The sequence below is a fragment of the Blastomonas natatoria genome, from assembly GCF_003201955.1.
In the GTDB taxonomy this organism is placed as follows: Bacteria; Pseudomonadota; Alphaproteobacteria; order Sphingomonadales; family Sphingomonadaceae; genus Blastomonas; species Blastomonas natatoria.
This window is the reverse complement of the sequence record NZ_QJJM01000007.1, coordinates 68,171-87,917: the sequence shown is the minus strand read 5'-3', so window position 1 is coordinate 87,917 and position 19,747 is coordinate 68,171. Positions and strand designations below refer to the sequence as shown.

At 62.8% G+C, this 19,747-nt stretch carries 28 protein-coding genes; 18 read left to right on the top strand and 10 right to left on the bottom strand.

From position 1 onward, the window contains the following. Positions 1–5: 5 nt before the first annotated feature. On the bottom strand, positions 6–1,151 hold the full coding sequence (locus C7451_RS10260) for a cupin domain-containing protein (protein ID WP_110298871.1): 1,146 nt from the start codon (positions 1,149–1,151) through the stop codon (positions 6–8). Positions 1,152–1,192: 41 nt separating this feature from the next. Beyond that, a complete protein-coding gene (pspF, locus tag C7451_RS10255) occupies positions 1,193–2,254 on the bottom strand; it encodes a phage shock protein operon transcriptional activator (protein WP_110298870.1) in 1,062 nt (353 codons plus the stop codon). Positions 2,255–2,416: 162 nt separating this feature from the next. Here pspF and C7451_RS19790 point away from each other — a divergent pair, with 162 nt between their 5' ends. The 14 genes from C7451_RS19790 to queC all read left to right on the top strand — a co-directional run bounded on the left by C7451_RS19790 (position 2,417) and on the right by queC (position 8,965). Beyond that, positions 2,417–2,617, top strand: a complete 201-nt coding sequence (locus C7451_RS19790) for a hypothetical protein (protein ID WP_146215346.1) — start codon at positions 2,417–2,419, stop codon at positions 2,615–2,617. Positions 2,618–2,744: 127 nt separating this feature from the next. Next, positions 2,745–3,440: a phage shock protein PspA gene (gene pspA / locus C7451_RS10250; RefSeq protein ID WP_110298869.1), complete on the top strand. Its 696-nt coding sequence runs from the start codon at positions 2,745–2,747 to the stop codon at positions 3,438–3,440. Positions 3,441–3,444: 4 nt separating this feature from the next. Then, the gene (gene pspB, locus C7451_RS10245) at positions 3,445–3,747 is read left to right on the top strand and encodes an envelope stress response membrane protein PspB (RefSeq protein ID WP_060978252.1); all 303 of its coding nucleotides are present in this window, start codon (positions 3,445–3,447) and stop codon (positions 3,745–3,747) included. Next, the gene (gene pspC / locus C7451_RS10240) at positions 3,744–4,151 is read left to right on the top strand and encodes an envelope stress response membrane protein PspC (protein ID WP_110298868.1); all 408 of its coding nucleotides are present in this window, start codon (positions 3,744–3,746) and stop codon (positions 4,149–4,151) included. The genes pspB and pspC overlap by 4 nt, the downstream gene beginning before the upstream one ends. A gap of 39 nt (positions 4,152–4,190) precedes the next feature. Then, the gene (locus C7451_RS10235) at positions 4,191–4,511 is read left to right on the top strand and encodes a hypothetical protein (RefSeq protein ID WP_110298867.1); all 321 of its coding nucleotides are present in this window, start codon (positions 4,191–4,193) and stop codon (positions 4,509–4,511) included. Beyond that, positions 4,508–4,834, top strand: coding sequence for a hypothetical protein (locus C7451_RS10230; RefSeq protein WP_208597918.1), 327 nt, complete (start codon positions 4,508–4,510; stop codon positions 4,832–4,834). Before C7451_RS10235 ends, C7451_RS10230 begins: the two co-directional genes overlap by 4 nt. Before the next feature lie 29 nt (positions 4,835–4,863). Further along, entirely contained in the window at positions 4,864–5,130 is a 267-nt protein-coding gene (locus tag C7451_RS10225) for a hypothetical protein (RefSeq protein ID WP_110298866.1), read from the top strand. Positions 5,131–5,154: 24 nt separating this feature from the next. Continuing rightward, positions 5,155–5,415 carry a hypothetical protein gene (locus tag C7451_RS10220; RefSeq protein WP_208625190.1) on the top strand — a complete coding sequence of 87 codons (261 nt, stop codon included), beginning with the start codon at positions 5,155–5,157 and terminating at the stop codon, positions 5,413–5,415. Positions 5,416–5,432: 17 nt separating this feature from the next. Next, a complete protein-coding gene (locus tag C7451_RS10215) occupies positions 5,433–5,708 on the top strand; it encodes a hypothetical protein (RefSeq protein ID WP_110298865.1) in 276 nt (91 codons plus the stop codon). Between the two features lie 50 nt (positions 5,709–5,758). After that, positions 5,759–5,998 carry a hypothetical protein gene (locus C7451_RS10210; protein ID WP_110298864.1) on the top strand — a complete coding sequence of 80 codons (240 nt, stop codon included), beginning with the start codon at positions 5,759–5,761 and terminating at the stop codon, positions 5,996–5,998. A 51-nt stretch (positions 5,999–6,049) separates the two neighbouring features. After that, the gene (locus tag C7451_RS10205) at positions 6,050–6,466 is read left to right on the top strand and encodes a SufE family protein (RefSeq protein ID WP_110298863.1); all 417 of its coding nucleotides are present in this window, start codon (positions 6,050–6,052) and stop codon (positions 6,464–6,466) included. 157 nt (positions 6,467–6,623) lie between these two features. Beyond that, positions 6,624–7,523 carry an Hsp33 family molecular chaperone HslO gene (hslO, locus tag C7451_RS10200; protein WP_110298862.1) on the top strand — a complete coding sequence of 300 codons (900 nt, stop codon included), beginning with the start codon at positions 6,624–6,626 and terminating at the stop codon, positions 7,521–7,523. Between the two features lie 167 nt (positions 7,524–7,690). Next, complete coding sequence (locus tag C7451_RS10195; protein WP_110298861.1) at positions 7,691–8,107, top strand: hypothetical protein; 417 nt, start codon at positions 7,691–7,693, stop codon at positions 8,105–8,107. Positions 8,108–8,281: 174 nt separating this feature from the next. After that, entirely contained in the window at positions 8,282–8,965 is a 684-nt protein-coding gene (gene queC, locus C7451_RS10190; protein ID WP_110298860.1) for a 7-cyano-7-deazaguanine synthase QueC, read from the top strand. 81 nt (positions 8,966–9,046) lie between these two features. Here the strand turns inward: queC and C7451_RS10185 are convergent, their stop codons facing one another. Further along, positions 9,047–9,367: a hypothetical protein gene (locus C7451_RS10185; protein WP_110298859.1), complete on the bottom strand. Its 321-nt coding sequence runs from the start codon at positions 9,365–9,367 to the stop codon at positions 9,047–9,049. Beyond that, entirely contained in the window at positions 9,364–10,074 is a 711-nt protein-coding gene (gene lipB / locus C7451_RS10180; protein ID WP_110298858.1) for a lipoyl(octanoyl) transferase LipB, read from the bottom strand. The genes C7451_RS10185 and lipB overlap by 4 nt, the downstream gene beginning before the upstream one ends. Positions 10,075–10,185: 111 nt before the next feature. Here lipB and C7451_RS10175 point away from each other — a divergent pair, with 111 nt between their 5' ends. The 4 genes from C7451_RS10175 (at position 10,186) to C7451_RS10160 (ending at position 13,599) form a co-directional block, all read left to right on the top strand. Next, entirely contained in the window at positions 10,186–10,947 is a 762-nt protein-coding gene (locus C7451_RS10175) for a glycerophosphoryl diester phosphodiesterase membrane domain-containing protein (RefSeq protein ID WP_110298857.1), read from the top strand. Positions 10,948–11,010: 63 nt separating this feature from the next. Continuing rightward, a complete protein-coding gene (locus C7451_RS10170) occupies positions 11,011–11,580 on the top strand; it encodes a peroxiredoxin (protein WP_110298856.1) in 570 nt (189 codons plus the stop codon). 45 nt (positions 11,581–11,625) lie between these two features. Next, positions 11,626–13,155 carry an acyl-CoA carboxylase subunit beta gene (locus tag C7451_RS10165; protein ID WP_110298855.1) on the top strand — a complete coding sequence of 510 codons (1,530 nt, stop codon included), beginning with the start codon at positions 11,626–11,628 and terminating at the stop codon, positions 13,153–13,155. A gap of 108 nt (positions 13,156–13,263) precedes the next feature. Further along, a complete protein-coding gene (locus C7451_RS10160) occupies positions 13,264–13,599 on the top strand; it encodes a hypothetical protein (RefSeq protein ID WP_146215345.1) in 336 nt (111 codons plus the stop codon). A 13-nt stretch (positions 13,600–13,612) separates the two neighbouring features. Here C7451_RS10160 and C7451_RS10155 read toward each other — a convergent pair whose 3' ends face one another. The 6 genes from C7451_RS10155 to C7451_RS10130 are packed head-to-tail and all read right to left on the bottom strand — an operon-like array spanning position 13,613 to position 19,735. Next, positions 13,613–14,539 carry an RDD family protein gene (locus C7451_RS10155; RefSeq protein WP_110298853.1) on the bottom strand — a complete coding sequence of 309 codons (927 nt, stop codon included), beginning with the start codon at positions 14,537–14,539 and terminating at the stop codon, positions 13,613–13,615. Further along, on the bottom strand, positions 14,539–15,570 hold the full coding sequence (locus C7451_RS10150; RefSeq protein WP_110298852.1) for a stage II sporulation protein M: 1,032 nt from the start codon (positions 15,568–15,570) through the stop codon (positions 14,539–14,541). Before C7451_RS10150 ends, C7451_RS10155 begins: the two co-directional genes overlap by 1 nt. Then, entirely contained in the window at positions 15,567–16,889 is a 1,323-nt protein-coding gene (locus C7451_RS10145; RefSeq protein ID WP_110298851.1) for a DUF58 domain-containing protein, read from the bottom strand. Before C7451_RS10145 ends, C7451_RS10150 begins: the two co-directional genes overlap by 4 nt. Beyond that, the gene (locus C7451_RS10140; RefSeq protein WP_110298850.1) at positions 16,886–17,842 is read right to left on the bottom strand and encodes an AAA family ATPase; all 957 of its coding nucleotides are present in this window, start codon (positions 17,840–17,842) and stop codon (positions 16,886–16,888) included. The genes C7451_RS10145 and C7451_RS10140 overlap by 4 nt, the downstream gene beginning before the upstream one ends. Then, positions 17,839–19,152 carry a DUF4350 domain-containing protein gene (locus C7451_RS10135; protein WP_110298849.1) on the bottom strand — a complete coding sequence of 438 codons (1,314 nt, stop codon included), beginning with the start codon at positions 19,150–19,152 and terminating at the stop codon, positions 17,839–17,841. Before C7451_RS10135 ends, C7451_RS10140 begins: the two co-directional genes overlap by 4 nt. A gap of 1 nt (position 19,153) precedes the next feature. After that, positions 19,154–19,735, bottom strand: a complete 582-nt coding sequence (locus tag C7451_RS10130; RefSeq protein ID WP_146215344.1) for a hypothetical protein — start codon at positions 19,733–19,735, stop codon at positions 19,154–19,156. Positions 19,736–19,747 lie beyond the last annotated feature (12 nt).

Sequence of the window (19,747 nt, the reverse complement as noted above, 5' to 3'; positions counted from 1 at the left end):
TTGCCTCAGTCGCCTTGCTGTTCAAAGGCAATAGCGCCGAGATTGGCCAGTTCCAGGAGTAACATTTGACTAGACCGATCGGTCGAGCCCACCTGAAGGCGTGTTCCTGCGCACAATTGTTCCGCCAGGGCCGCGCACGCCCCCTCACAGACATAGGTTTCGCCGTCGACGAACAGCAAAATAGCCTCGCCCTCACGAACAAACATCAACCGGCTTGCAAAGTTGCGAAGCACGGGGTGCCCCTGGCGCAAGGCCGACTGCACATCTTCCATCGTTATCGGCTCTTCTGGCCGCCAATCGATGTCCGGATATTTGGCAGCACTGTTGAAACCGCCGAACCAGCGCGCAAACTGCGCAGGATCCGACAGCGCTTCGATCACCATGGCTTGCAGCCGGCCCAGGGCTTCGGGTGTGATTTCGCCAGGATTCTCCTGTAATTTCAATCCGGTATCAGAAAAGCGATCGTCTTCGCCCAGACTGTCGAGCACATGGTCGCTCCACCCGGTGACCAATTCGGCCCTCGACGGCGCACGAAAGCCGATCGACAACGTCATGCAGTCATCGTCCAGGGCAATGCCATCATGTGCGACGCCGGGGGGCACATACAGGATATCGCCCGGCTCGAGATCATAGACTGCCTGCTCATCAAAATTTTCCAGCAATTTCAGATCTTCATGCGCCTTCAAGGGGGTGGAATCGGTGCATTGCTGCCCCACCCGCCAGCGCCGCCGTCCGCGCCCCTGGATCAGGAACACGTCGTACTGGTCGAAATGAGGCCCGACCCCGCCGCCAGTGTTGGCGAAGCTCACCATCACGTCATCGATCCGCCAGCTGGGAATGAAGCGAAATTGCGAAAGCAGCTCGGCAACTTCTGGCATGTGATGGTCGACCGCCTGCACCAGCAGCGTCCAGGGCTCGTTGCCTAGCTGTGCAAAGCGCTCTGCATCGAACGGCCCCTGCTCCAACGCCCAGTTTTCCGTGCTCTTGCGCAGCACAAGCCGCGATTCCACCTCGGGCTCGCAGGCCAGTCCCGCCAGTTCATCCGGCTCGATCGGGCATTGCCAATCATCCCAGGGATTGCGAATTTGCAAAGGTGCCTGTTGCCAGTGCGATGCGAGGAAGGCGGCGGGATCAAAGCGGGCGAGTTTCATGGCTCCCCCTTTTCAGCGAAGCCGCATGCCGTCCAGCAATTTCACCCCAGAAGATCGTGCTTTTTCAGGCAATGGCGCAACTGGTCATAGCTGAGGCCGAGCGCCTTGGCGGTCTGGCGCTGGTTGTAGCGATGGCGCGCGAGTGCCGCCTGCAGGATACGCTTCTCGTGCGCATCGACGGCACCGCGCAGATCGTCGATCGCATCGAAATTGAGCGTCTGATCCATTGCCGAGCGCACGCCGGGATCCGAAAGCGCTGCGTCGATCACCTCGTCACACGGCGATTCAGTGCCGGAAGAAGAGCCTGTGCGAGACATGGCCCGGGGTTTCCATGGCGATTCGAACGGATCGAACACGATATGATCGACCGGCCGCTCATAGTCGTCCCAGCGATAGACCGCGCGCTCGACGACATTGCGCAGTTCGCGGACATTGCCAGGCCAGCTGTGCCGCTGCATCGCTTCGGTCGCCATCGGACCGAAGCCGGGCCAGCGATCCCAGTCTAGCTCGGCCGCCATCCGCCGCCCGAAGAAATCGGCTAGAACCATCACATCGCCTTCGCGCGCGCGCAATGGTGGCAGCGTCACCACCTCGAACGACAGCCGGTCGAGAAGGTCGGCGCGGAAGCGGCCCTTGTCGACGAGTTCGGGCAGATGCTCGTTAGTCGCAGCGACAATGCGCACATCGACCTTGATCGAGCGCGACGAGCCGATGCGTGTCACCTCGCCATATTCCACCGCGCGCAGCAGTCGCTCCTGTGCGCCCATGCTGAGCGTCGCGAGTTCGTCGAGAAACAGGGTGCCGCCATCGGCCTCTTCGAACCGCCCCTGGCGCGCGCGGGTCGCGCCAGTAAAGGCGCCTGCTTCATGCCCGAACAGCTCGGCCTCGATCAGCGTTTCGGGCAGTGCCGCGCAATTCAATGTGATCAGCGGGCCATCCCAGCGCGAAGACAGGCGGTGGAGGCGTTCGGCGATCAGCTCCTTGCCCGTGCCGCGCTCGCCGATGACGAGCACCGGGCGGTTCAGCATGGCGGCGCGGCTGGCGCGTTCGACCGCATCCAGAAACGCCCCCGATTCCCCGATGAACTGACTGCCCCGTTCCATGCGCCAAGAGATAGTGCAAAATCCCAACTCGTGGCAATCCTAACCAACATGCCCTTTCAGGGAAATTTTCAAGCCTATGTTTTCTATATGTTTTTTGGTTTGGCACGGTAGCTGCAATGTAGCTGGCAACACCGACACAAAGCGGTCTGAGGGAGAAAGAAAGTGAAAACCACCCATGCTTCGAACGCGAACAGCCAGGATCAGGACAATGTCCTCAAGTCCACGCTGGTCACCACGGTCGCCGCACTGGCGCTGGTAACCACGCTGTTTCTTACCGCCTTTGCGAGCATCGAGGCTGCCGCCTCGCCCGTCCACCATAACGGAGATACTCGCGCACTCGTTTCCGTCCGGTACCTTGCCTGACGGATTTGGCCGGGACGCTTACCCCCCCTTGCCCCGTCCCGGCCAATCACTTTCCACTGAACTGCAAAAGGGGGTAAGGTGGACGCCGGATCCAGTCCGCCTGAATTTACGAAACGGAGTTTTGGCCATGGGAATTTTCTCTCGCACCCGCGATATCATCGCCGCGAACGTTACCGAACTGCTCGACAAGGCCGAAGACCCGGCAAAGATGATCCGCATGATCATCCTGGAAATGGAAGAGACGCTGGTCGAAGTCCGCGCCTCCGCAGCCCGCACCATTGCCGATCAGAAGGAAATGAAGCGGCACGTGAACAAGCTGGAACAGCTGCAGGCTGACTGGACCGACAAGGCGGAGCTCGCGCTGTCGAAGGACCGCGAAGACCTAGCCCGCGCCGCGCTGCTCGAAAAGAAGAATGCCGCCGATATGGCCGATCAGCTCAATGTCGAAATCGCGGTGCTCGATGACGCGCTGCGTGCTTCGGAACAGGATATCGCCAAGCTGCAGGCCAAGCTGCGCGAGGCCCGGATGCGCCAGAACAACATCATGAGCCGCCTGGAAAGCGCCGAAAACCGCGTCAAGCTGCGCACCATGTACAATGGCGACAAGGTCCGCGAGGCGTTCAGCCGCTTCGACCTGCTCGAGCGCCGCGTCGACATGGCCGAGGGCCGTGCCGATGCGCTGGGCATGGCCGAGGATGAGCGGAGCGAGCGCAAGGCGCTCGGCCAGCGCAGCCTCGACGACGAATTCGCCGCGCTCGCCGATAGCGACAAGGTCGACGAGGAGCTCGAAGCCATGAAACGCGCGCTGAAGAAGGAGGGCTGAGACGATGGAAGATATTCTGGTTCCCATCTTCGTCGTCGGTATGCTGTTCATTGGCCTGCCCTGGCTGATCTTCCACTACATTACCAAATGGAAGACCGCAGCGACGCTGACTAATTCGGACGAGCACCTGCTTGAAGAGCTGCATGCGATGGCCCGCCGTCTGGACGATCGCATGGATACCGTGGAGCGGATCATTTCCGCCGACAATCCCGACTGGCGCCCGGCGCGGCTGACCAGCTCGGACGACCAGGACGATTATGGCCTGGAACAGGTTGAGCGCCTGCTGAAGGAAAGGGTGAGGAAATGAGCCGGCTGGACAAGTACAAATATGAAGCCCCTGCTCCGCGCAAGACGAAATTCTATCGCGACAAGCAGAACGGCAAGTTCATGGGCGTGTGCGCCGGGATTGCCGACTATACCGGGATCGACGTGGTGTGGATCCGTGTTGCCGCTGTCCTGCTGACGCTGATGACCGGCTGGGCGCTGGTCGGCTATTTCGCCATGGGCATGTTTGCGGAAAAAAAGCCTTCGCACCTCTACGCCGACGATCAGGATCGCAAGTTCTGGCAGGGCGTGCGTCAGTCACCGACCCGCACCGCGCGCGATGTGAAGGCCCGGTTCCGCGAAATCGACCGCCGCCTGGCCGATGTCGAGCTGTTCTACACCGCCAAGAACACGCGCCTGGCCGACGAGATTGAAAGCCTGCGCTGATCTGCGGCGCGACTATAAACAAGGTATCAGGAGAATATCATGAGCTGGGGTGGACCGGGTTTCGTCCTTACGATCATCATGCTGTCCATGGGGGCCTGGGTCATCACCACCTGGATCCGCGCCAAACATGGCTATCCGATCGAGGATCAGTGGACCGGCAAAGTCATTGAACGAAGCGATCCAGACGCTGATCGAAAAATATCGCTGCTCACCAATGAAAACGAGCAACTGACAGGCAAGATCGGACGACTTGAAGAGCGGATCGCGGTGCTGGAACGCATTGCTACCGACGCCAACAGCTCCAGTGTTCGCCTGGCCGATGAGATCGAACGCCTGCGCATCGAGAAGGACCCCGCATGACCGAGAAGATGATGTTGTTCCAGACGCTGGGCCCGATCATTTCGATCGTGGTGGCCATCGGCACCGCCGGCTGGGTCGCCAATACCTGGCTGCGGATCAAGAACGGCTATCCGCTCGAAAGCAGCTGGGGCAAGCCGATCTATCCCAAGGCGGACCTGGAATCGGTCGAGCGGATCAAGCTGCTGAGCCAGGAAAACGCTCAGCTGCGTGCCGAGCTGGGGTCGATCAAGGACCGTCTGGGCAATGTCGAGCGGATCGTCACCGACGACGCGCACCGCCTGACCCACGAGATCGAGGCGCTGCGCGACAAGCGCGCGAACTGAGCGAACCACGAGGATAACGGGAGGTCATCATGCCGGACTGGATACTATTCTTCATGATTGTCGTCGGCCTGCCGGTTCTGGTCGGCACGACGGGCGATGCCTATAAGCGGCACCTCAAGTTCAAGGAAAAACAGCTCGAGGCGTTCAACAAGGAAACGGCGGAAAAGGCGGCACGCTATGCGGCTCAGACCGAACGTTTGGAGCAGCGTGTGCGCACACTCGAGCGGATCATCACCGATGGTCGCAGCGACCTCGCCCAGCAGATCGAGGATTTGCGGGACGCCCCGCTGAACTGACGCAATTCAAGGGGGTTTTTTGAGATGATCGACTTCGATGCGCTTCTGGTCCTGATCCCGCTGGCTCCGTTCATGCTGGGCGGGCTCGCGATCTGGACCCGCCACCAGCGCAAGACATTGGAATTGCAGCTGGAGCTCGCCAAAGCGCAAGCAGTCGCCCGCCCTCCAGCCGATGATCGCATCGAACAGCGTTTGCGGACGCTGGAGCGGATCATCACCGACAACCGCACCGGAGACGCATTGTCGCGTGAGATCGAAGACCTGCGCGAAAAGCAGCTGAGCTGACAACAAGGACATACGAAATGTTCGACAATCCCTTTTCCATGGTCGTGGCCATCGTGTTCATCGTGATGATCGCGAATGTGCTGAAGGCCCGTTACAAGGCGCAGCACGGTATCGTCGAGGACGCCATCGGAAACCAGAAGCGCGTCGCGGCTGCGGATAGCGGCGAAACGCAACGGCTGCGCGAAGACGTACGCGCGCTGAAGGAGCGCGTGCAGGTGCTCGAACGGGTCATTACCGACCAGCGCCAGACGAGCGATCTGAGCCTTGAAATCGAGAAACTGCGCGACCGCTGAGCGGAAACGCACATCACCAACCGGGCGGCGGGGGCCGTAAAGGGAAGAAGATGGAAAGCGCCTATCTCTACATGACCGTGGCAACATCGGCACTGCTGGGTGTTGCGCTGGTATCGTCGACCTTGCTGCGCGGCTGGCGCGAATGGCTGGCGTTCAAGCGCCACGAGATGGAGGCGCATGCGCCGCGCCACGACGGCGGATCGCCCTCGACGCACTCGCGGATCGAGATCGCCGATCTCAAGGAACGCATCCGCAAGCTTGAAGCCATCGCCGCCGGAGTGGAACTGTAATTTGCGCGCGGCGGGGTGACTTTGCCCCGCCGCGTCGCTATCTGCGCGGCCATGACGACAGCAGCCCCCAGCATTGCCGACCTGGCCGAAGAATATGAATTTCTCGATGCCGATGATCGCTATCGGCTGATCATCGATCTGGGCCGCACGCTCGATCCGATGCCCGATGCGCTCAAGACCGATGCGACCCTGGTGCGCGGCTGTTCGGCTTCGGTCTGGGTCTATCCCACGCAGACCGATAACGGCCGACTGCACTTCCTCGCCGACAGCAACGCCGCGATCACAAAGGGCATCATCGCGCTGGTGCTGCTGACGGTGCAGGACAAGGCGCCCGCAGAGGTGGCGGGAGCGGACATCGAAGGTGCGCTGGCACCGTTCGACCTGAAGAACCAGCTCTCCTCGAACCGGACGCAGGGCATCCCGAACATGATCGCCCTGATCCGCGAGACGGCAGGGCGGTATAGCTGAAGTTGCAAAACAACATCGTCACCCCCGCGAACGCGGGGGTCCCGCTTCTCCAACTGATGGAAAAGCAAGCGGGATTTCCGCGTACGCGGGAATGACGGTTGTGAGCAATCAGCGCGCAGGTTTGACGCCGCCCCTCCCCCGCACCATATAGCCGCGCATGACCACTGCCTTTGACACCCCGCCCGTTCATTTCACCCTTCCCGGCCAGGATGCGCGCGGGCGGTTCGTCCGGCTGGACAGCGTGCTGCGAGAAATCCTCGCGGCACATGATTATCCGACCTCGATCAAGCTGGTGCTGGCCGAGGCGATCACCATATGCGCGCTGATCGGATCGCTGATGAAGCAGGATGGCGGCCAGGTCACCATCCAGGCGCAAACCGAGGGCGGTATCGTCGAACTGCTGGTCGTCGATTATCGCGGTGGCGAGCTGCGCGGCCATGTGCGGTTCGATGCTGAGCGGCTCGCGCGGCTGGGTGCAAATCCCTCGCTGTTCGCGCTTTTCGGCAAGGGCTATCTTGCGCTCACCTTCGACCAGAGCTTCGGAAAGGGCCGCTATCAGGGCATCGTCCCGCTCGACGGGGATTCGCTGGCCCAGGCATGCGAGAGCTATTTCACCCAGTCCGAACAGGTGCCGACGATGATCCGCATCGCGATCGAGAGCGATGCCACCGGCTGCCGCAGCGCAGGCTTTCTGGTCCAGCACCTGCCCGAGGGCGAGGAAGGCCGCGAGCGGCTGCATGTGCGGCTGGATCATCCGCAATGGGAACATGTCTCGATCCTGGCGGGCACGCTCAGCCATGGCGAGATGCTCGACCCGGCGCTGAGCGGACGCGACATCCTGTGGCGGCTGTTCCACGAAGAAGACGAGGTGCGTACCGTCGACGGCGCACCGCTGGTCAAGGGTTGCCGCTGCAATATCGACCATATCCGAGACGTCATCGGGCGTTTCCCGGCGGAAGAACAGGCAGAAATGGTCGGCGACAGCGGGACGATTGCGGTGGATTGCGCCTTCTGCTCGCGCATCTTCCATATCGAGCCCGTCACGCCGGCAGGCTGAATTCGGGTCGAAGGCGTCGCAAACCCGCCATAATTGGCGGCTGATTCTGCCATCATCTTGAGCTAGCCATCTCGCATTGCCTGGGGCAAGAAACCTGAATCGGGTCGCACGCCATTGACTGTGCCTGCCGCGCTGACCGGCAGGACCCAACGACAGGGTAAACCCGCATGACTGCCTTCCCCACCCTTTTCAAACTGTTTGTCGTGCTCGCCATCGCGCTGGGCCTCGCCTCGACTGCCACCCGCGCCGAAGCACCGGAACTGGCCATGCTGAGCAAGCTGCAGCCGGGCCTGTGGAACCTGAAGGAACGCGGCAGCGCCGATGGCAGCGACAAGCTGTGCGTCCGCGATCTGCGCAAGCTTTTGCAGCTGCGGCACCGCGATCAGCAATGCCATCGCTTCGTAGTCTCCGACCTGCCCGACGAGGTGACCGTGACCTACCGTTGCCCCGGTGGCGGATCGGGCCGGACGACGATCAAATATGAAGGTCGCGGCCTGATTCAGATCGATTCGCAGGGCATCGCGCAGAACGCGCCCTTCGCCTTCGCCATGGAAGGCCGTTATGCCGGGTCATGCAGTGGCTGATCGTTAGCGAGGCTGCACCTTTTCTTAACCAACATCGGGTTATAACGGTCCCGTGCCGGATTCGGTACGCTTTCCTCCATTCAGGTCGTGAAGACCTCACTGGGCCGCCGGACATGTCCGCGCGGCCCGATTTTTTGAATTGCCCGTTTCGCCGCAGCGCAATATGCGCAGGCCATGAGCGAACCGCAGAAAACCGCTGTCGTGCTGCTGTCTGGCGGCCTGGATTCCATGGTCTCCGCCGCGCGCGCACGGGAGGCAGGCTTCGCGGTGGCCGCACTGACCATCGATTACAATCAGCGCCACCGGGTGGAGATCGATGCTGCAAGGTCCATCGCAGCCCATATCGGGGCAGTTCGTCATATCGTGCTGCCACTCGATCTTCGCCAGTTCGGTGGATCGGCACTGACCGACGATATCGATGTCCCCAAAACGGCCGTGGGTCAGGATATTCCTGTCACCTACGTGCCCGCGCGCAACCTCATATTCCTGTCGCTGACACTGGGCTGGGCTGAAGCGCTCGGCGCGCGCGACATCTTTATCGGGGTCAATGCGCTCGATTATTCGGGCTACCCCGATTGTCGCCCGGAATTCATCCAGGGTTTCGAGCGACTTGCCGATCTGGCCACCAAGGCGGGGGATCAGGGCGAGCCCTTCACCATTCATGCGCCACTGCAATATCTGGGCAAGGCCGAGATCGCGGCGGAGGCGGTGCGGTTGGGCCTTGATCCTGCGATGAGCTGGTCCTGCTACGATCCTCTGCCCGATGGCCGCGCCTGTGGATTGTGCGACAGCTGCCGCCTGCGCAAGCAGGGCTTTGCCGATGCAGGGCTGGTCGACGGGACGATCTACGCCGCTTGAGGCCTTGTTATCCGGGCAAGCGCCGATAAGGGGTTGCTGGCAAAGGCATCCGCACACCGGGACCTTCAGGTCGCTGCAAGCTTACTCCGCAATCGAGCCTTCAAGCTTCGGCTCTGCAGGCCTGTCGGCGGCAGGCGCTTCAGGCTCTGCCTCCTGCGTATTTTCACTGCTTTCACCCGTCGGCGTGACTGGTGCAACGCTGCCAGGTACCGGTGGCAGGTCCGCAGGATCGGCGAGCGGCGCATCATTCGGCAGCAGGTTCAGATTCGGCAACTCGTCGCTGATCGTGCCTTCGGGCGCACTGCCCTGTGCAACCGCCGTCGTGTCAGTGCCCTGCTGCTGGCAGCCGCCAAGTGCCAGTGCAGCGAGTACGGCAGCGATAATGGCTGGCTTCAGCGTCATTGGTCACCCTTTCCTTTGGCGGCGCCTTGGCACGTCCCGCCCAGCGCTGCAAGAAACGCATCAGCGTGCGCTGCCAGCGCAGCGTCCAGATCGGCCATGGTCGCGCTGATGCCCAGATCGGCCAGGCTGGTGACCGGATATTCGGCAATCCCGCAAGGCACGATGCCGCCGAAATGCGAGAGGTTAGGATCGACGTTGACGGCAAAGCCATGCATCGTCACCCATCGGCGCACCCGTACGCCGATGGCCCCGATCTTCGCCTCCTGCCCTGCCCGGTTATCCGTCCAGATGCCCACGCGCCCTTCGGCACGGCGCGCCGAAACCCCGAGATCGGCGAGCGCTGCTATCACCCAGCCTTCGACTGCATGGACGAAACAGCGGACATCCTTGCCGCGCTGGCGCAAATCGAGAAGCACATAGCCGACCCGCTGACCCGGACCATGATAGGTATAGCGCCCGCCGCGCCCGGTATCGAAGACCGGAAACTGCTGGCTGAGCAGTTCGGCGGGATCGGCACTGGTTCCCGCCGTGTAAAGCGGAGGATGTTCCAGCAGCCACAACAGCTCGCCTGCCTCGCCTCGCTCGATGGCGCTGTTGCGCGCCTCCATCTGGGTCAGCGCCTCGGGATAGAGCGACAGTCCCGGCGATATTCGCCATTCTGGTACGGGAACTGCGCTGCTTGAAAAATCGGTCAAGATTGCTGCCATGGGTCCTGCCTGTCGGCGCGCGACGGGCCGTGCGGCAAATGCCTTGCACAGCGCCCGCACGGCGTTTAGCGCAAGCCTTTAGTCGCTTTAGCCAGAGAGGCCAATCCCGCCATGACGCGCAAGCTCGATCTTTCCGGCTGCTGGAACGACGTGATGCACCTGTTCCGCGCGCACCGCGAACTGCTGCTGAGCGTCGCCGGCGTGTTCATCCTGCTGCCGAGCCTCGCATTTGCGATGTTCGTTCCGCAGCCTGCCGCTGCACCCGATGCGGACCTGCAGGCGATTTATGCGAATTTGCAAAGCTTCTATGCGGACAATATTTTCTGGATCGTGCTCATTGGCGTGCTGAACGGCTTTGCCACCATCACCATGCTCGTGTTGATGCTGGACCGCCACCGGCCGAGCGTAGGGGAAGCCATGAAGCGCGCACTGGCCATCATCCTGCCTTATTATGCGCTGGGCGTGCTCAGCGGCGTGCTGACCTTTCTGGGCTCGCTCGCCTTCGTCCTGCCCGGCATATACATATTCGTGAAGCTGCTGATCGCCGGGCCTGTGATGGTGGCCGAGCGCAAGCACAGCATCGTCGAACCGATGCGCCGATCCTGGGCACTGACCAAGGGCAATAGCGGGCGCATCCTCATCTTTCTTCTCGTCGTCGGCGTGACCGCCTTCTTTGTCTATATCACCAGCGTCACTGTCTTTGGCATCGTCATCCGCCTCGCTCTGGAAGGTTCGATCGCCGATACGCTCACGACACTCGTCGATGCGGTAATGAGCATGCTGCTGTCGGTACTGATGGTCTGCGTCTATGCCGGCGTCTATCGTCAGCTTGCCGGACCGGATGCCGAGGATATCGCCCGCGAATTTGCCTGAACGGCTGGAAATCGGGCACAATCGTCCTAAGTTGCCGATATCACGAACAAAGGGGTTTCTGACATGCGCGCATTTGCACTTTCGCTTTCCGCCCTCGCCCTGACGGTCGGCTCTGCCGCCATGCTTGCCCCCGCACCTGCCATGGCCGCAACTGCCGGCAAGATCGCGATTGGAGGCAAGGCTCCGATGTTCACCACCACCGGCGCAAAGGCAGGCAAGGCGTACAAGCTCAATCTCGCGAGCGAATTGAAGAAAGGGCCTGTGGTGCTGTATTTCTTCCCCAAGGCGTTCACCAGCGGCTGCACCGCCGAGGCCCATGAGTTCGCAACCCGCATGGACGATTTCAGGAAGGCGGGGGCTACCGTGATCGGCCTGTCCGCCGACGGAATTGACGAGCTCAAGAAATTCTCGACCGAGGCCTGCCAGAGCAAGTTCACCGTCGCCCAGGCCACACCGCAGATGATACAGGCCTATGGCGTCGGTCTGGCCGGTCGCCCGAACATGACAGGGCGCACCAGCATGGTGGTCGCCCCCAATGGCCGTGTGACATTCGTCCATGACGACATGGACTATCGCGATCATGTCAAGCTGACGCTGGGTGCGGTCCAGTCGATGGCCAAGAAGAAGGGCTGATTTTCCCGCGTGACCGGCGGGGTTCGGCGCGCTAGCGTCAGCCCCATGAGTTGGCAGGAAGAGATCGACGAACTGGCGCGCCGCCGTGCGCTGGCAGACAAAATGGGCGGGGAAGACAAGGTCGCGCGGCAGCATGCACGCGGCAAGATGGATGCCCGCGCGCGCATCGATGCGCTGCTCGACCCAGGCAGCTTTCGCGAAATCGGTAAGATCGCCGGACGCGGCAGCTATGACGAAAATGGCGATCTGATCGACCTGGCGCCTTCCAATTTCATCTTCGGGCGCGGCGATGTGAATGGGCGCGCGATTGTCGCCAGCGCCGACGATTTTACCGTTCGCGGCGGGGCTGCGGATGCAGCGCTGCACCGCAAGTTCGTGCAATGCGAAGCAATGGCGCACGAGCTGCGCCTTCCGCTGGTGCGGATGATCGATGGAACCGGGGGCGGCGGATCAGTCAAGACGCTCGAGACGATGGGTTACACCTATGTGCCCATGGTGCCCGGCTGGGACCATATCGTCACCAATCTCGAAACCGTGCCCGTCGTTGCGCTGGCGCTTGGACCGACCGCAGGGCTAGGTGCCGCACGCACGGTGGCGAGCCACTATTCGGTGATGGTAAAGGGCTTGTCGCAGCTTTTTGCTGCGGGGCCTGCCGTAGCAGCGGCGATCGGCGAGACCGTGGACAAGGAGCAGCTCGGCGGAACCGAGATCCATTGCCGCAACGGCGTGGCCGATGAAGAGGTGGCCAGCGAGGCCGAAGCCTTTGCAGCGGCGCGCCGCTTTCTCTCGTTTCTCCCCTCTTCCGTCGACAGCCTGGCGACCCGCACGGAGTCCGTCGATCCTGTCGACCGGCGCGACGAGGCGCTGCTCAGCGCCGTGCCACGCGATCCGGGCCAGGTCTATGCGATGCGGCGGGTGCTGGGCCATGTGTTCGACAGTGGCAGCGTATTCGAGATGGGCCGTCGCTGGGGTCGCGCCGTCATCACCGCCTTCGCGCGGCTCGACGGCTGGCCGGTGGCGGTGCTGGCCAGCGATCCCAGCTTTCTGGGCGGATCATGGGAGGCCAAGACCAGCGAAAAGGTCGAACGCTTCGTCAAGCTGGCAGATCAGTTCCGTCTGCCCATCGTGCATCTGGTGGACAATCCCGGCTTCATGATCGGCGCCGATGCGGAACGAGCCGGCACGATCCGCTATGGCGTCAACGCCATGAACGCGATCTATCGTGCAAAAGTGCCGCTGGCTTCGGTCATTGTACGGCGCGCCTACGGGATCGCAGGGTCAGCCATGTCGAATGCAGAGCGGTTCCAGTACCGCTTCGCCTGGCCGAGCGGCGATTGGGGATCACTGCCGATCGAGGGCGGGGTCGAGGTCGCCTACAAGTCCGAGCTGGAGGCCAGCGCTGATCCGCAAGGGCATCTCGCCGCAATTCGGGCGCGGCTCAACAAGGTGCGCAGCCCTTTCCGCAGCGCCGAGCATTTTTCTGTCGAAGATATCATTGATCCGCGCGAAACGCGGCCGTTACTATGCGAGTTCGCGGACCTGGCCTGGGCCAGACTTCAAGCAGGTCGAGCATAGGATATGGGCCTTGCAATATGCTTAACCCGGCACACGCCATGTTCGACAACATGCCCTTAACACCCGGCATGGCATCGTCTGCCTGAAAAACTATCAGGACCCCGTGCCATGATCAACAATTCAGACCCCCCTGGCTCGCCTACGATGCGGACGGTCTATATCCGTCCGAATTATCAGGCGAATGATGTCGCACCGCGCAATACCGACCCTGCCCCCGCACGGCCGGTGAATGACGGCGTGATCAATCTCGTCAACCGGCCCACCGCACCCAGCGGCGCGATGGAGAGCCTGGCCAAGGCTGCCGGAAGTGCAGAACTTCCCAAGTCGCTCGACGATTTCGCGCGGCAGGTTGCCCAGTCGATGCTCGGCGATCCCGAACAGGCCATGCGCACGCTGCGCCCGCCGACGGCAGAGGTGGTCACCGGTCTGCTCAGCGCAGCCTGACCACCGCACCGTCTCAACTGTTCTTGTCCGCGCGCCTCTGGCCGAACCGCATCCCGCGTTCGAGCCGGGCGCGCAATTGCGTGTAATAGGCTTCCAGGAACGCCTGCTCGTCGCCGATCGGCGGTGTCCAGCCGATCTTGCCGCAAATCGTGCCCGCCACGGTTGTCATCGCATCGGGATTGGCCTTGCGCAGAACCTGCTCCAGCATCTGCAGCTCGTATTCGCCGTACACGGACAGCTCTTCGTCTTCGAAGCGGTAGCGGTCGGCGGGCAGAGCCGCGACCGCCGCGTTGACCGGAGCACCGGTCGCCACCACGCTGCCCAGCATCGCCTTGGGAGTCTGGATGACCCAGGTCCCTGCAATCAGGTCGCCACAGCGCAGTCGGTCCTTGTTGAGCAGCGGAAACAGCAGGAAAATGCCTACCCAGGCGATTCCCGACCAGGCCGCAAATTCGCTGAGCGTCCCCTGCACTCCGCCCGATGTCATGAACATCAGCGGCAGGAACATTTCTATATCGCGCAGCAGGTTGCGCGCGATCACCGCTTCCGCTGTCAGACGCCCGCCATCGCGCGCGGCCACGCGGATGCCGATGGATCTCTTGCCCCAGGTTGCTGCACGCTGGCCAAGCTCGAAGAACAGGAAATAGGCGTTCCGCGCCAGAAACGTGCCGATGATGAACAGGATGGCCAGAAAGCCGAGAACGCCGTCCGACATGCGGGGCAGTCCCGCCCGCTGATAGGCCCAGACGATCAGCAGCACTGTGATCACGAAGGCCAGAAACAGCCCGAACAAGGCAGCAAGATCTATGAACAACGCGCCGACGCGCGCGCTGGCAGGTGCCACCTGAACGTCGAGTGCCACGCCTTCGGGCGTCACCAGCGTTCGCCGCAACCTGGGGTCGGCGCCGTGTGTGCGTCCGAGATCGGCAGCCCTCGCCATCAGGCGCGCCTCGGCTGAAAGAGGAAGAAATAGACAAGCCAGAAGGTCAGGATGCCATAACCGATGCCATAGCGCGTGCCGGTCGACTGGATCAACTGGCGAGCAAATCCTTCCAGCAGACCCGCGCAGATCAGCATCACGATGACGCCCACCATAACTTGCGCGGCCCTTCGCCCTGCTTCGCCCAGCGCGGCCAAATGACTGCGCGGACCCGGAAAGCCCAGAGCGCGGCCGATATGCAGACCCGCCCCGCCCGCAAGCAGGATCGCCAGCAGTTCGGTCGTACCGTGTATCGAAAGCCATCCGACGAACTCAACCGTCAACCCGCGCGATGCGAAGACCCAGAGCAAGGCGCCTAGCCCGACCATGTTGTACACCAGCATCAACAGCGTCGGCACACCGAACGCGAAGCCGAGCGCAAAGGCCAGGATCGCGACCTGCGCATTGTTGCTGAACAGATAGGCCGCAAATACCGCCAGCCCTTCCGATTCCGACTTGCCGAACAGCGTCCCCATCAGAGCCTCGCGCGAGGCACCCGGCACACGGACATCGCTGAACTGCGCGGGCACCAGGCGGAAATACCACTGGGTATCGGCGTCGACGAGGCAGAAGCCCAGCACCGCGCCAGCGATCATGGCTGTCAGGGCGATGAGCAGATCGAGCCAGATACTGCGGACCGCACGGCCGAGCCCGCCGCCGAAGAAGCTGCGGCACCAGGCGCCAAAAGTGGTGCGGGTGCCGTAGACGATGAAATAGGCACGCAGCGTCAGCGATTCGAGATAGGCGATCAGCCCGGCATCGAGCGAGCTTTCGCGCGCGATGGAAAGGCTGGAGAGCAGATTGCGGTAAAGCACGGGCAAGGCCATGACATCGGCGTCGGAAAGGCGTTTGAGCCGCCCCTTCTCCATCGCTGTGACCATGGCATCGAGCCGCTGCCAGTCCCCCTCGCGCTCGAGCCGGAAGCGGTCGCTGCGCAGAACCGCCGCAGCGATCGCCTGTTCGCCAGAAGAGGGCAAAGCCGCTTCGGTCACAGCTGCCCTCGCCGCTTGATCCTCAGATAGGCGTTCATCAACCGTGTGCCGATCTCGTCATGTCGCCCCTCTATCACTTCGATGCCCATATGCCGCAACCGTGCGATGACCAGCCGCCGCTGCGCGAGCAGGCTGGCCGCCGCTACGCTTTCGGCTACCCTCTCGCTGGTTTCCGGCGGTTGATCGACCAGCGACAGCAACTCTTCATCCTCCATCGCGACGAACAGGAGCAGATGCCGATCAATCAGCCTCCCGACCGATTCGAGCATCAGCTCGGCGCTGGTCGGATCGGTAAAGTCGGTGAAGACCACGATCAGCGAGCGGCGCTGCAATTGCGCCGCCAGGGTAGACAGGGCGAGCGTATAATTGCTCTCCTCGAACCGGTAATCGATCGCTGCCGCCTCCGATTGCAGGCGAAAGAAATTGCGACTGCCAGAGACGAAGGGCGTCGCCCGCTCGGGCCTTGCGGCAAAGGAGAACAACCGGACCTGATCACCGGCCTTCAAGGCGACATAGCTGGTCAGCAGCGCCGCCGAGACAGCGCGATCGATACGCGGCAAGCCTGCCACCGGCTCGCACATGTCCGACCCGCTATCGAGCGCGAAGACGATCTGGTTGTTCCGCTCGGTATCATATTCGCGTGCAAGCAGCTTCGAATGGCGCGCCGAACTCTTCCAGTCGATCGAACGGCGATCGAAGCCCGGCTGATATTCGACAAGGGCCTCGAACTCGCTGCCCTCGCCGCGCATCTGCCGTGCCAGAATGCCGTAGATCGCGTCCCTGATGAAAATTTGCAAAGCCGGCGCGCGGACGGCCGCGATGTCCGGCAGGATGGCAACCGTCTCTTCACTGGCGCGCTGGTCCTGACGCCAGCCAAGCCCCAAAGGCCCTTGCCAGCGCAGCCATAGCCGATCGATCGTCAACGAACCGCGCCGCACCGTCGCGAGTGCGAACTCGCCGCGCAAGGCATCATCGGCGCCCGTCCTTTGCAATCTTGCAAACCCCCTGCCCCCCGGAACGAGGCGGTTTGCGACCTGGATGCTCGCCTCGGCGCGTACGACCGGAATCTTGCCCGCCAGTTCGGCCGTGATGCCGATGCGCACATCGCTGCCCAGTTCGCTGCTGGCCGGGACGATCAGATCCAGATGCCGCACCTTGCCCGCGATCAGTGCATCAAGCAGCGCAAGCAGCAGCACGGTCGCCGACCAGGCCGGACCAAGCGCCCACAAGCCCGGTGCGAAAGCCGCCAGCAGTATTGCCAGCAACGCACCGCCCGCGATCAGCAGGCCGGCGCGCAGGGTGGGATAGGCTCCGATCAACGCGGCGCCTCGGTTCGCGTGACCAGATCGGCCACGATCGTTTCGACCCGGCGCCCCTCGATTTCGGCGGAGGGCGACAACAGGGTGCGGTGGCGGAGCACTGACGCGGCGAGCTGCTTGACGTCATCGGGGATCACATAATCGCGTCCCTGCAACGCAGCCCGCGCGCGGGCCGCGTTGGCGAGCATGATCGCGGCCCGCGGGCTGGCTCCGCTCTCGAAATCGGCAGTCTCACGCGTCGCTCGCACCAGGCGCACGATATAGGCGACCACTTCATCCACCAGTCCGACCTCGCTGACCGCAGCGCGCGCCGCAGTCAGCTCGTCCCGAGTGACCTGAGGTTGGATCGCGAAGGCATCGGGACGCTGCACGCCGTTGCGACGGCCATATTCGGCGACGATCCTGGCCTCTTCCGCCGCATCGGGATAGCCTACAAGCAGCTTGAAGAGAAAGCGGTCGAGCTGCGCCTCGGGCAAGGGATAGACCCCCTGCTGCTCGATCGGGTTCTGCGTCGCCACCACCATGAAATGCGGCGACAGCGCATGGTGCGTTCCGTCAAGCGTGACGCAGCGTTCCTGCATCGCTTCCAGCAGGGCCGCCTGAGTCTTGGGCGGCGTACGGTTGATCTCGTCCGCCAGCAGCAGGTCGGTGAAGATGGGCCCGCGTGTCAGCGTGAACTGGCTGGTCTGGAAGTTGAACAGGTTCGAGCCGACAATGTCACCCGGCATCAGATCAGGGGTGAACTGGATGCGCCCAAAATCGAGCGAAAGGCACGCCGCAAAGCATTGTGCCATGAACGTCTTTGCGGTGCCCGGCGGGCCTTCCAGCAGCACATGGCCATTGGAGAACAGGGCGATAAGCAGATGATCGATGATCTCGTCCTGGCCGATGATCGCCTTGGCCATTTCTGTGCGGATTCGGTCCCCCAATGCGTGGATATCGGCCAGCTTCATCCCATTCGTTCCTTTTTCCATCGATACAGCGCACGCGCAGCCGCCGACAATGCGGGCCGGTCGCGCGCGCTTCGCAAGTTCGCAACAAGGGTTTCGTAGCTATTGCCTGCGCTGTCGTCCGGCACCAAAGCGAGCCGGGCATCAACCTGGTCCGGCGGCAGCGCGGGCGGCAAACCGAGCGCGCGCGCGGCACGGTCGCGCAGCAGATCGGCATAAGCCTGGGCTACAACTCTTTCGCGGCCGAGCCTGCGCACCAGAGCAGCGCTGCCCTTGACCAGCGCGGTCTTGCCGAAGCCGAAGGGCCGTTCATCCGCAACCGGCGGGCCAAAGCGAAAGAACGCCATCCGGGCAAAGGCGATCGCGGCAAGCACCAGGCTTGCCACCGCGCCGACAAAGGGCGGGCGGAAGGCCACCGAAAGCAGATTTTCCGAAGCGCCGAGCCCGTTCTGGGTCAGGTCGAACACCACCCCTTCCCCACCGCCGGACCAAGCCGCATCGACGATCTGCAAGGCCTGCGCCGCCGTCTTTCGATTGGCGAGGCCCAGATTGTTCATGAGATCGGCATCGGCGACGATGACCACCGGGTAGCGCCCCTGTAGCGTGTCGGATGTCCGCGGCGCTTCGGCTGGTGCATCGCGATCGAGAGAAGGATACCAGCCGCCATCATCGATCACCGCCACCCGCGCCGCTCCGGTTTCCGGATCGGCCAGGACCGTCTTGAGCTTGTCACCCGAAATGGTCACCCGCGCACGTATCGCCTGCCTTAGCATCGCGGTCTTCTGTTCGGGGGTCTGCGCCTGAATGAAGGGAGCTTGCGCGACCTTTTCGGTGACGCCTTCGATCCGGGTGCTGACCGTTACCAGGCGCGACAGGACCTGCGGCGCCTGAGCCGCCACCCAGGGCGATTCGAGCTGCACCCAGCCAGCGTTGAACCCCTTGATCGGGGTCACCTGCCATTTGGGCAGGATGATGATCGTAGGGCCGGTATAGGCGCGCTGGCTGACCAGGGCAGCCAGTTCCTGCGGATCGGCGTAAAGCTCGGGCGTGACGATCAGCAGGTCCTGCTGCTGCGCTGCGACCGGGCTGCGTCCGTAGCGAACCGGCGTACCGGTCTTTTCCAGCAGCTGGCCGAGCGCGGAATAGCCGACAATGCTCGAAGAGGCTCCATGTGCCTGGCCGTTATTGCCCGGTCGGAGAGCTCCGCCCGCCCCAATCGCATAGAGCAGTGCCAGAAACGCGACAAAGCCGATCGCGACCATCAGCAGTACGGAGCCGCGCGCAAACGGACTGGAGCTGGCTTCTGCCGCCATATCAGCTGCCATCCAGCGCGAAGGCGCGATAGGCTTCGCGCGAGCTGTCCCACGCGCTGCGATCAAGGGGGCGGCGCGCGAAGAAGCTCGCCTCGACATGGCCGGCAATCACCCCGAACGCCGCGCGCGCGCGCTGCGACAGCGCATCGAATGCGCCAATTTCCCTTGCGGTGGTCGACGGGCGCAGCAGGTCGGGCCTGCTGGCTGCAATATCCTCGATAGACCGGTAGAGCAGCAGATGCGCGGCCTCGTCATATCGGGCTTCGGCGGCAAGCCTGTCCGCTTCGTCCAGCAACGCAAGCGCCTGTGCCTGGTCGGGCACCCAATCCGACTGGGCCCCGGCGCGGCGCTCGCGCCAATCGGCGATATAGGGTGCGAGTATGACCCATAGCAGCACCAGCACCCCGGCGATCAGCGCCACCTGCATCACCTTGCTCAACCACGGCCAGGCCGCCGCAAGTGCCCTGACGACGGGTTCGAGCATTTCGCCCAGCCAGCGCGCAAAGTCCTGCCACCAGCCCGGTGGAGGCTCAGGCGGCTTGGAGAACTCCGGATTGAACTGGATACTGCCGTCGCTGCGCACCTGATCATAGGC

Bases quoted from the DNA above. Each gene is read 5' to 3' on its own strand.
- C7451_RS10210 (WP_110298864.1), top strand. From the start codon at position 5,759: ATGGAAAGCGCCTATCTCTACATGACCGTGGCAACATCGGCACTGCTG.
- pspA (WP_110298869.1), top strand. From the start codon at position 2,745: ATGGGAATTTTCTCTCGCACCCGCGATATCATCGCCGCGAACGTTACC.
- lipB (WP_110298858.1), bottom strand. From the start codon at position 10,074: ATGGCAGCAATCTTGACCGATTTTTCAAGCAGCGCAGTTCCCGTACCA.
- C7451_RS10140 (WP_110298850.1), bottom strand. From the start codon at position 17,842: ATGAAGCTGGCCGATATCCACGCATTGGGGGACCGAATCCGCACAGAA.
- C7451_RS10160 (WP_146215345.1), top strand. From the start codon at position 13,264: ATGATCAACAATTCAGACCCCCCTGGCTCGCCTACGATGCGGACGGTC.
- C7451_RS10195 (WP_110298861.1), top strand. From the start codon at position 7,691: ATGACTGCCTTCCCCACCCTTTTCAAACTGTTTGTCGTGCTCGCCATC.
- C7451_RS10155 (WP_110298853.1), bottom strand. From the start codon at position 14,539: ATGGCGAGGGCTGCCGATCTCGGACGCACACACGGCGCCGACCCCAGG.
- C7451_RS10165 (WP_110298855.1), top strand. From the start codon at position 11,626: ATGAGTTGGCAGGAAGAGATCGACGAACTGGCGCGCCGCCGTGCGCTG.
- C7451_RS10175 (WP_110298857.1), top strand. From the start codon at position 10,186: ATGACGCGCAAGCTCGATCTTTCCGGCTGCTGGAACGACGTGATGCAC.
- C7451_RS10220 (WP_208625190.1), top strand. From the start codon at position 5,155: ATGATCGACTTCGATGCGCTTCTGGTCCTGATCCCGCTGGCTCCGTTC.
- C7451_RS10135 (WP_110298849.1), bottom strand. From the start codon at position 19,152: ATGGCGGCAGAAGCCAGCTCCAGTCCGTTTGCGCGCGGCTCCGTACTG.
- C7451_RS10185 (WP_110298859.1), bottom strand. From the start codon at position 9,367: ATGACGCTGAAGCCAGCCATTATCGCTGCCGTACTCGCTGCACTGGCA.
- C7451_RS10205 (WP_110298863.1), top strand. From the start codon at position 6,050: ATGACGACAGCAGCCCCCAGCATTGCCGACCTGGCCGAAGAATATGAA.
- C7451_RS10230 (WP_208597918.1), top strand. From the start codon at position 4,508: ATGACCGAGAAGATGATGTTGTTCCAGACGCTGGGCCCGATCATTTCG.
- hslO (WP_110298862.1), top strand. From the start codon at position 6,624: ATGACCACTGCCTTTGACACCCCGCCCGTTCATTTCACCCTTCCCGGC.
- pspC (WP_110298868.1), top strand. From the start codon at position 3,744: ATGAGCCGGCTGGACAAGTACAAATATGAAGCCCCTGCTCCGCGCAAG.
- C7451_RS10235 (WP_110298867.1), top strand. From the start codon at position 4,191: ATGAGCTGGGGTGGACCGGGTTTCGTCCTTACGATCATCATGCTGTCC.
- pspB (WP_060978252.1), top strand. From the start codon at position 3,445: ATGGAAGATATTCTGGTTCCCATCTTCGTCGTCGGTATGCTGTTCATT.
- queC (WP_110298860.1), top strand. From the start codon at position 8,282: ATGAGCGAACCGCAGAAAACCGCTGTCGTGCTGCTGTCTGGCGGCCTG.
- C7451_RS10260 (WP_110298871.1), bottom strand. From the start codon at position 1,151: ATGAAACTCGCCCGCTTTGATCCCGCCGCCTTCCTCGCATCGCACTGG.
- C7451_RS10215 (WP_110298865.1), top strand. From the start codon at position 5,433: ATGTTCGACAATCCCTTTTCCATGGTCGTGGCCATCGTGTTCATCGTG.
- C7451_RS10170 (WP_110298856.1), top strand. From the start codon at position 11,011: ATGCGCGCATTTGCACTTTCGCTTTCCGCCCTCGCCCTGACGGTCGGC.
- C7451_RS10225 (WP_110298866.1), top strand. From the start codon at position 4,864: ATGCCGGACTGGATACTATTCTTCATGATTGTCGTCGGCCTGCCGGTT.
- pspF (WP_110298870.1), bottom strand. From the start codon at position 2,254: ATGGAACGGGGCAGTCAGTTCATCGGGGAATCGGGGGCGTTTCTGGAT.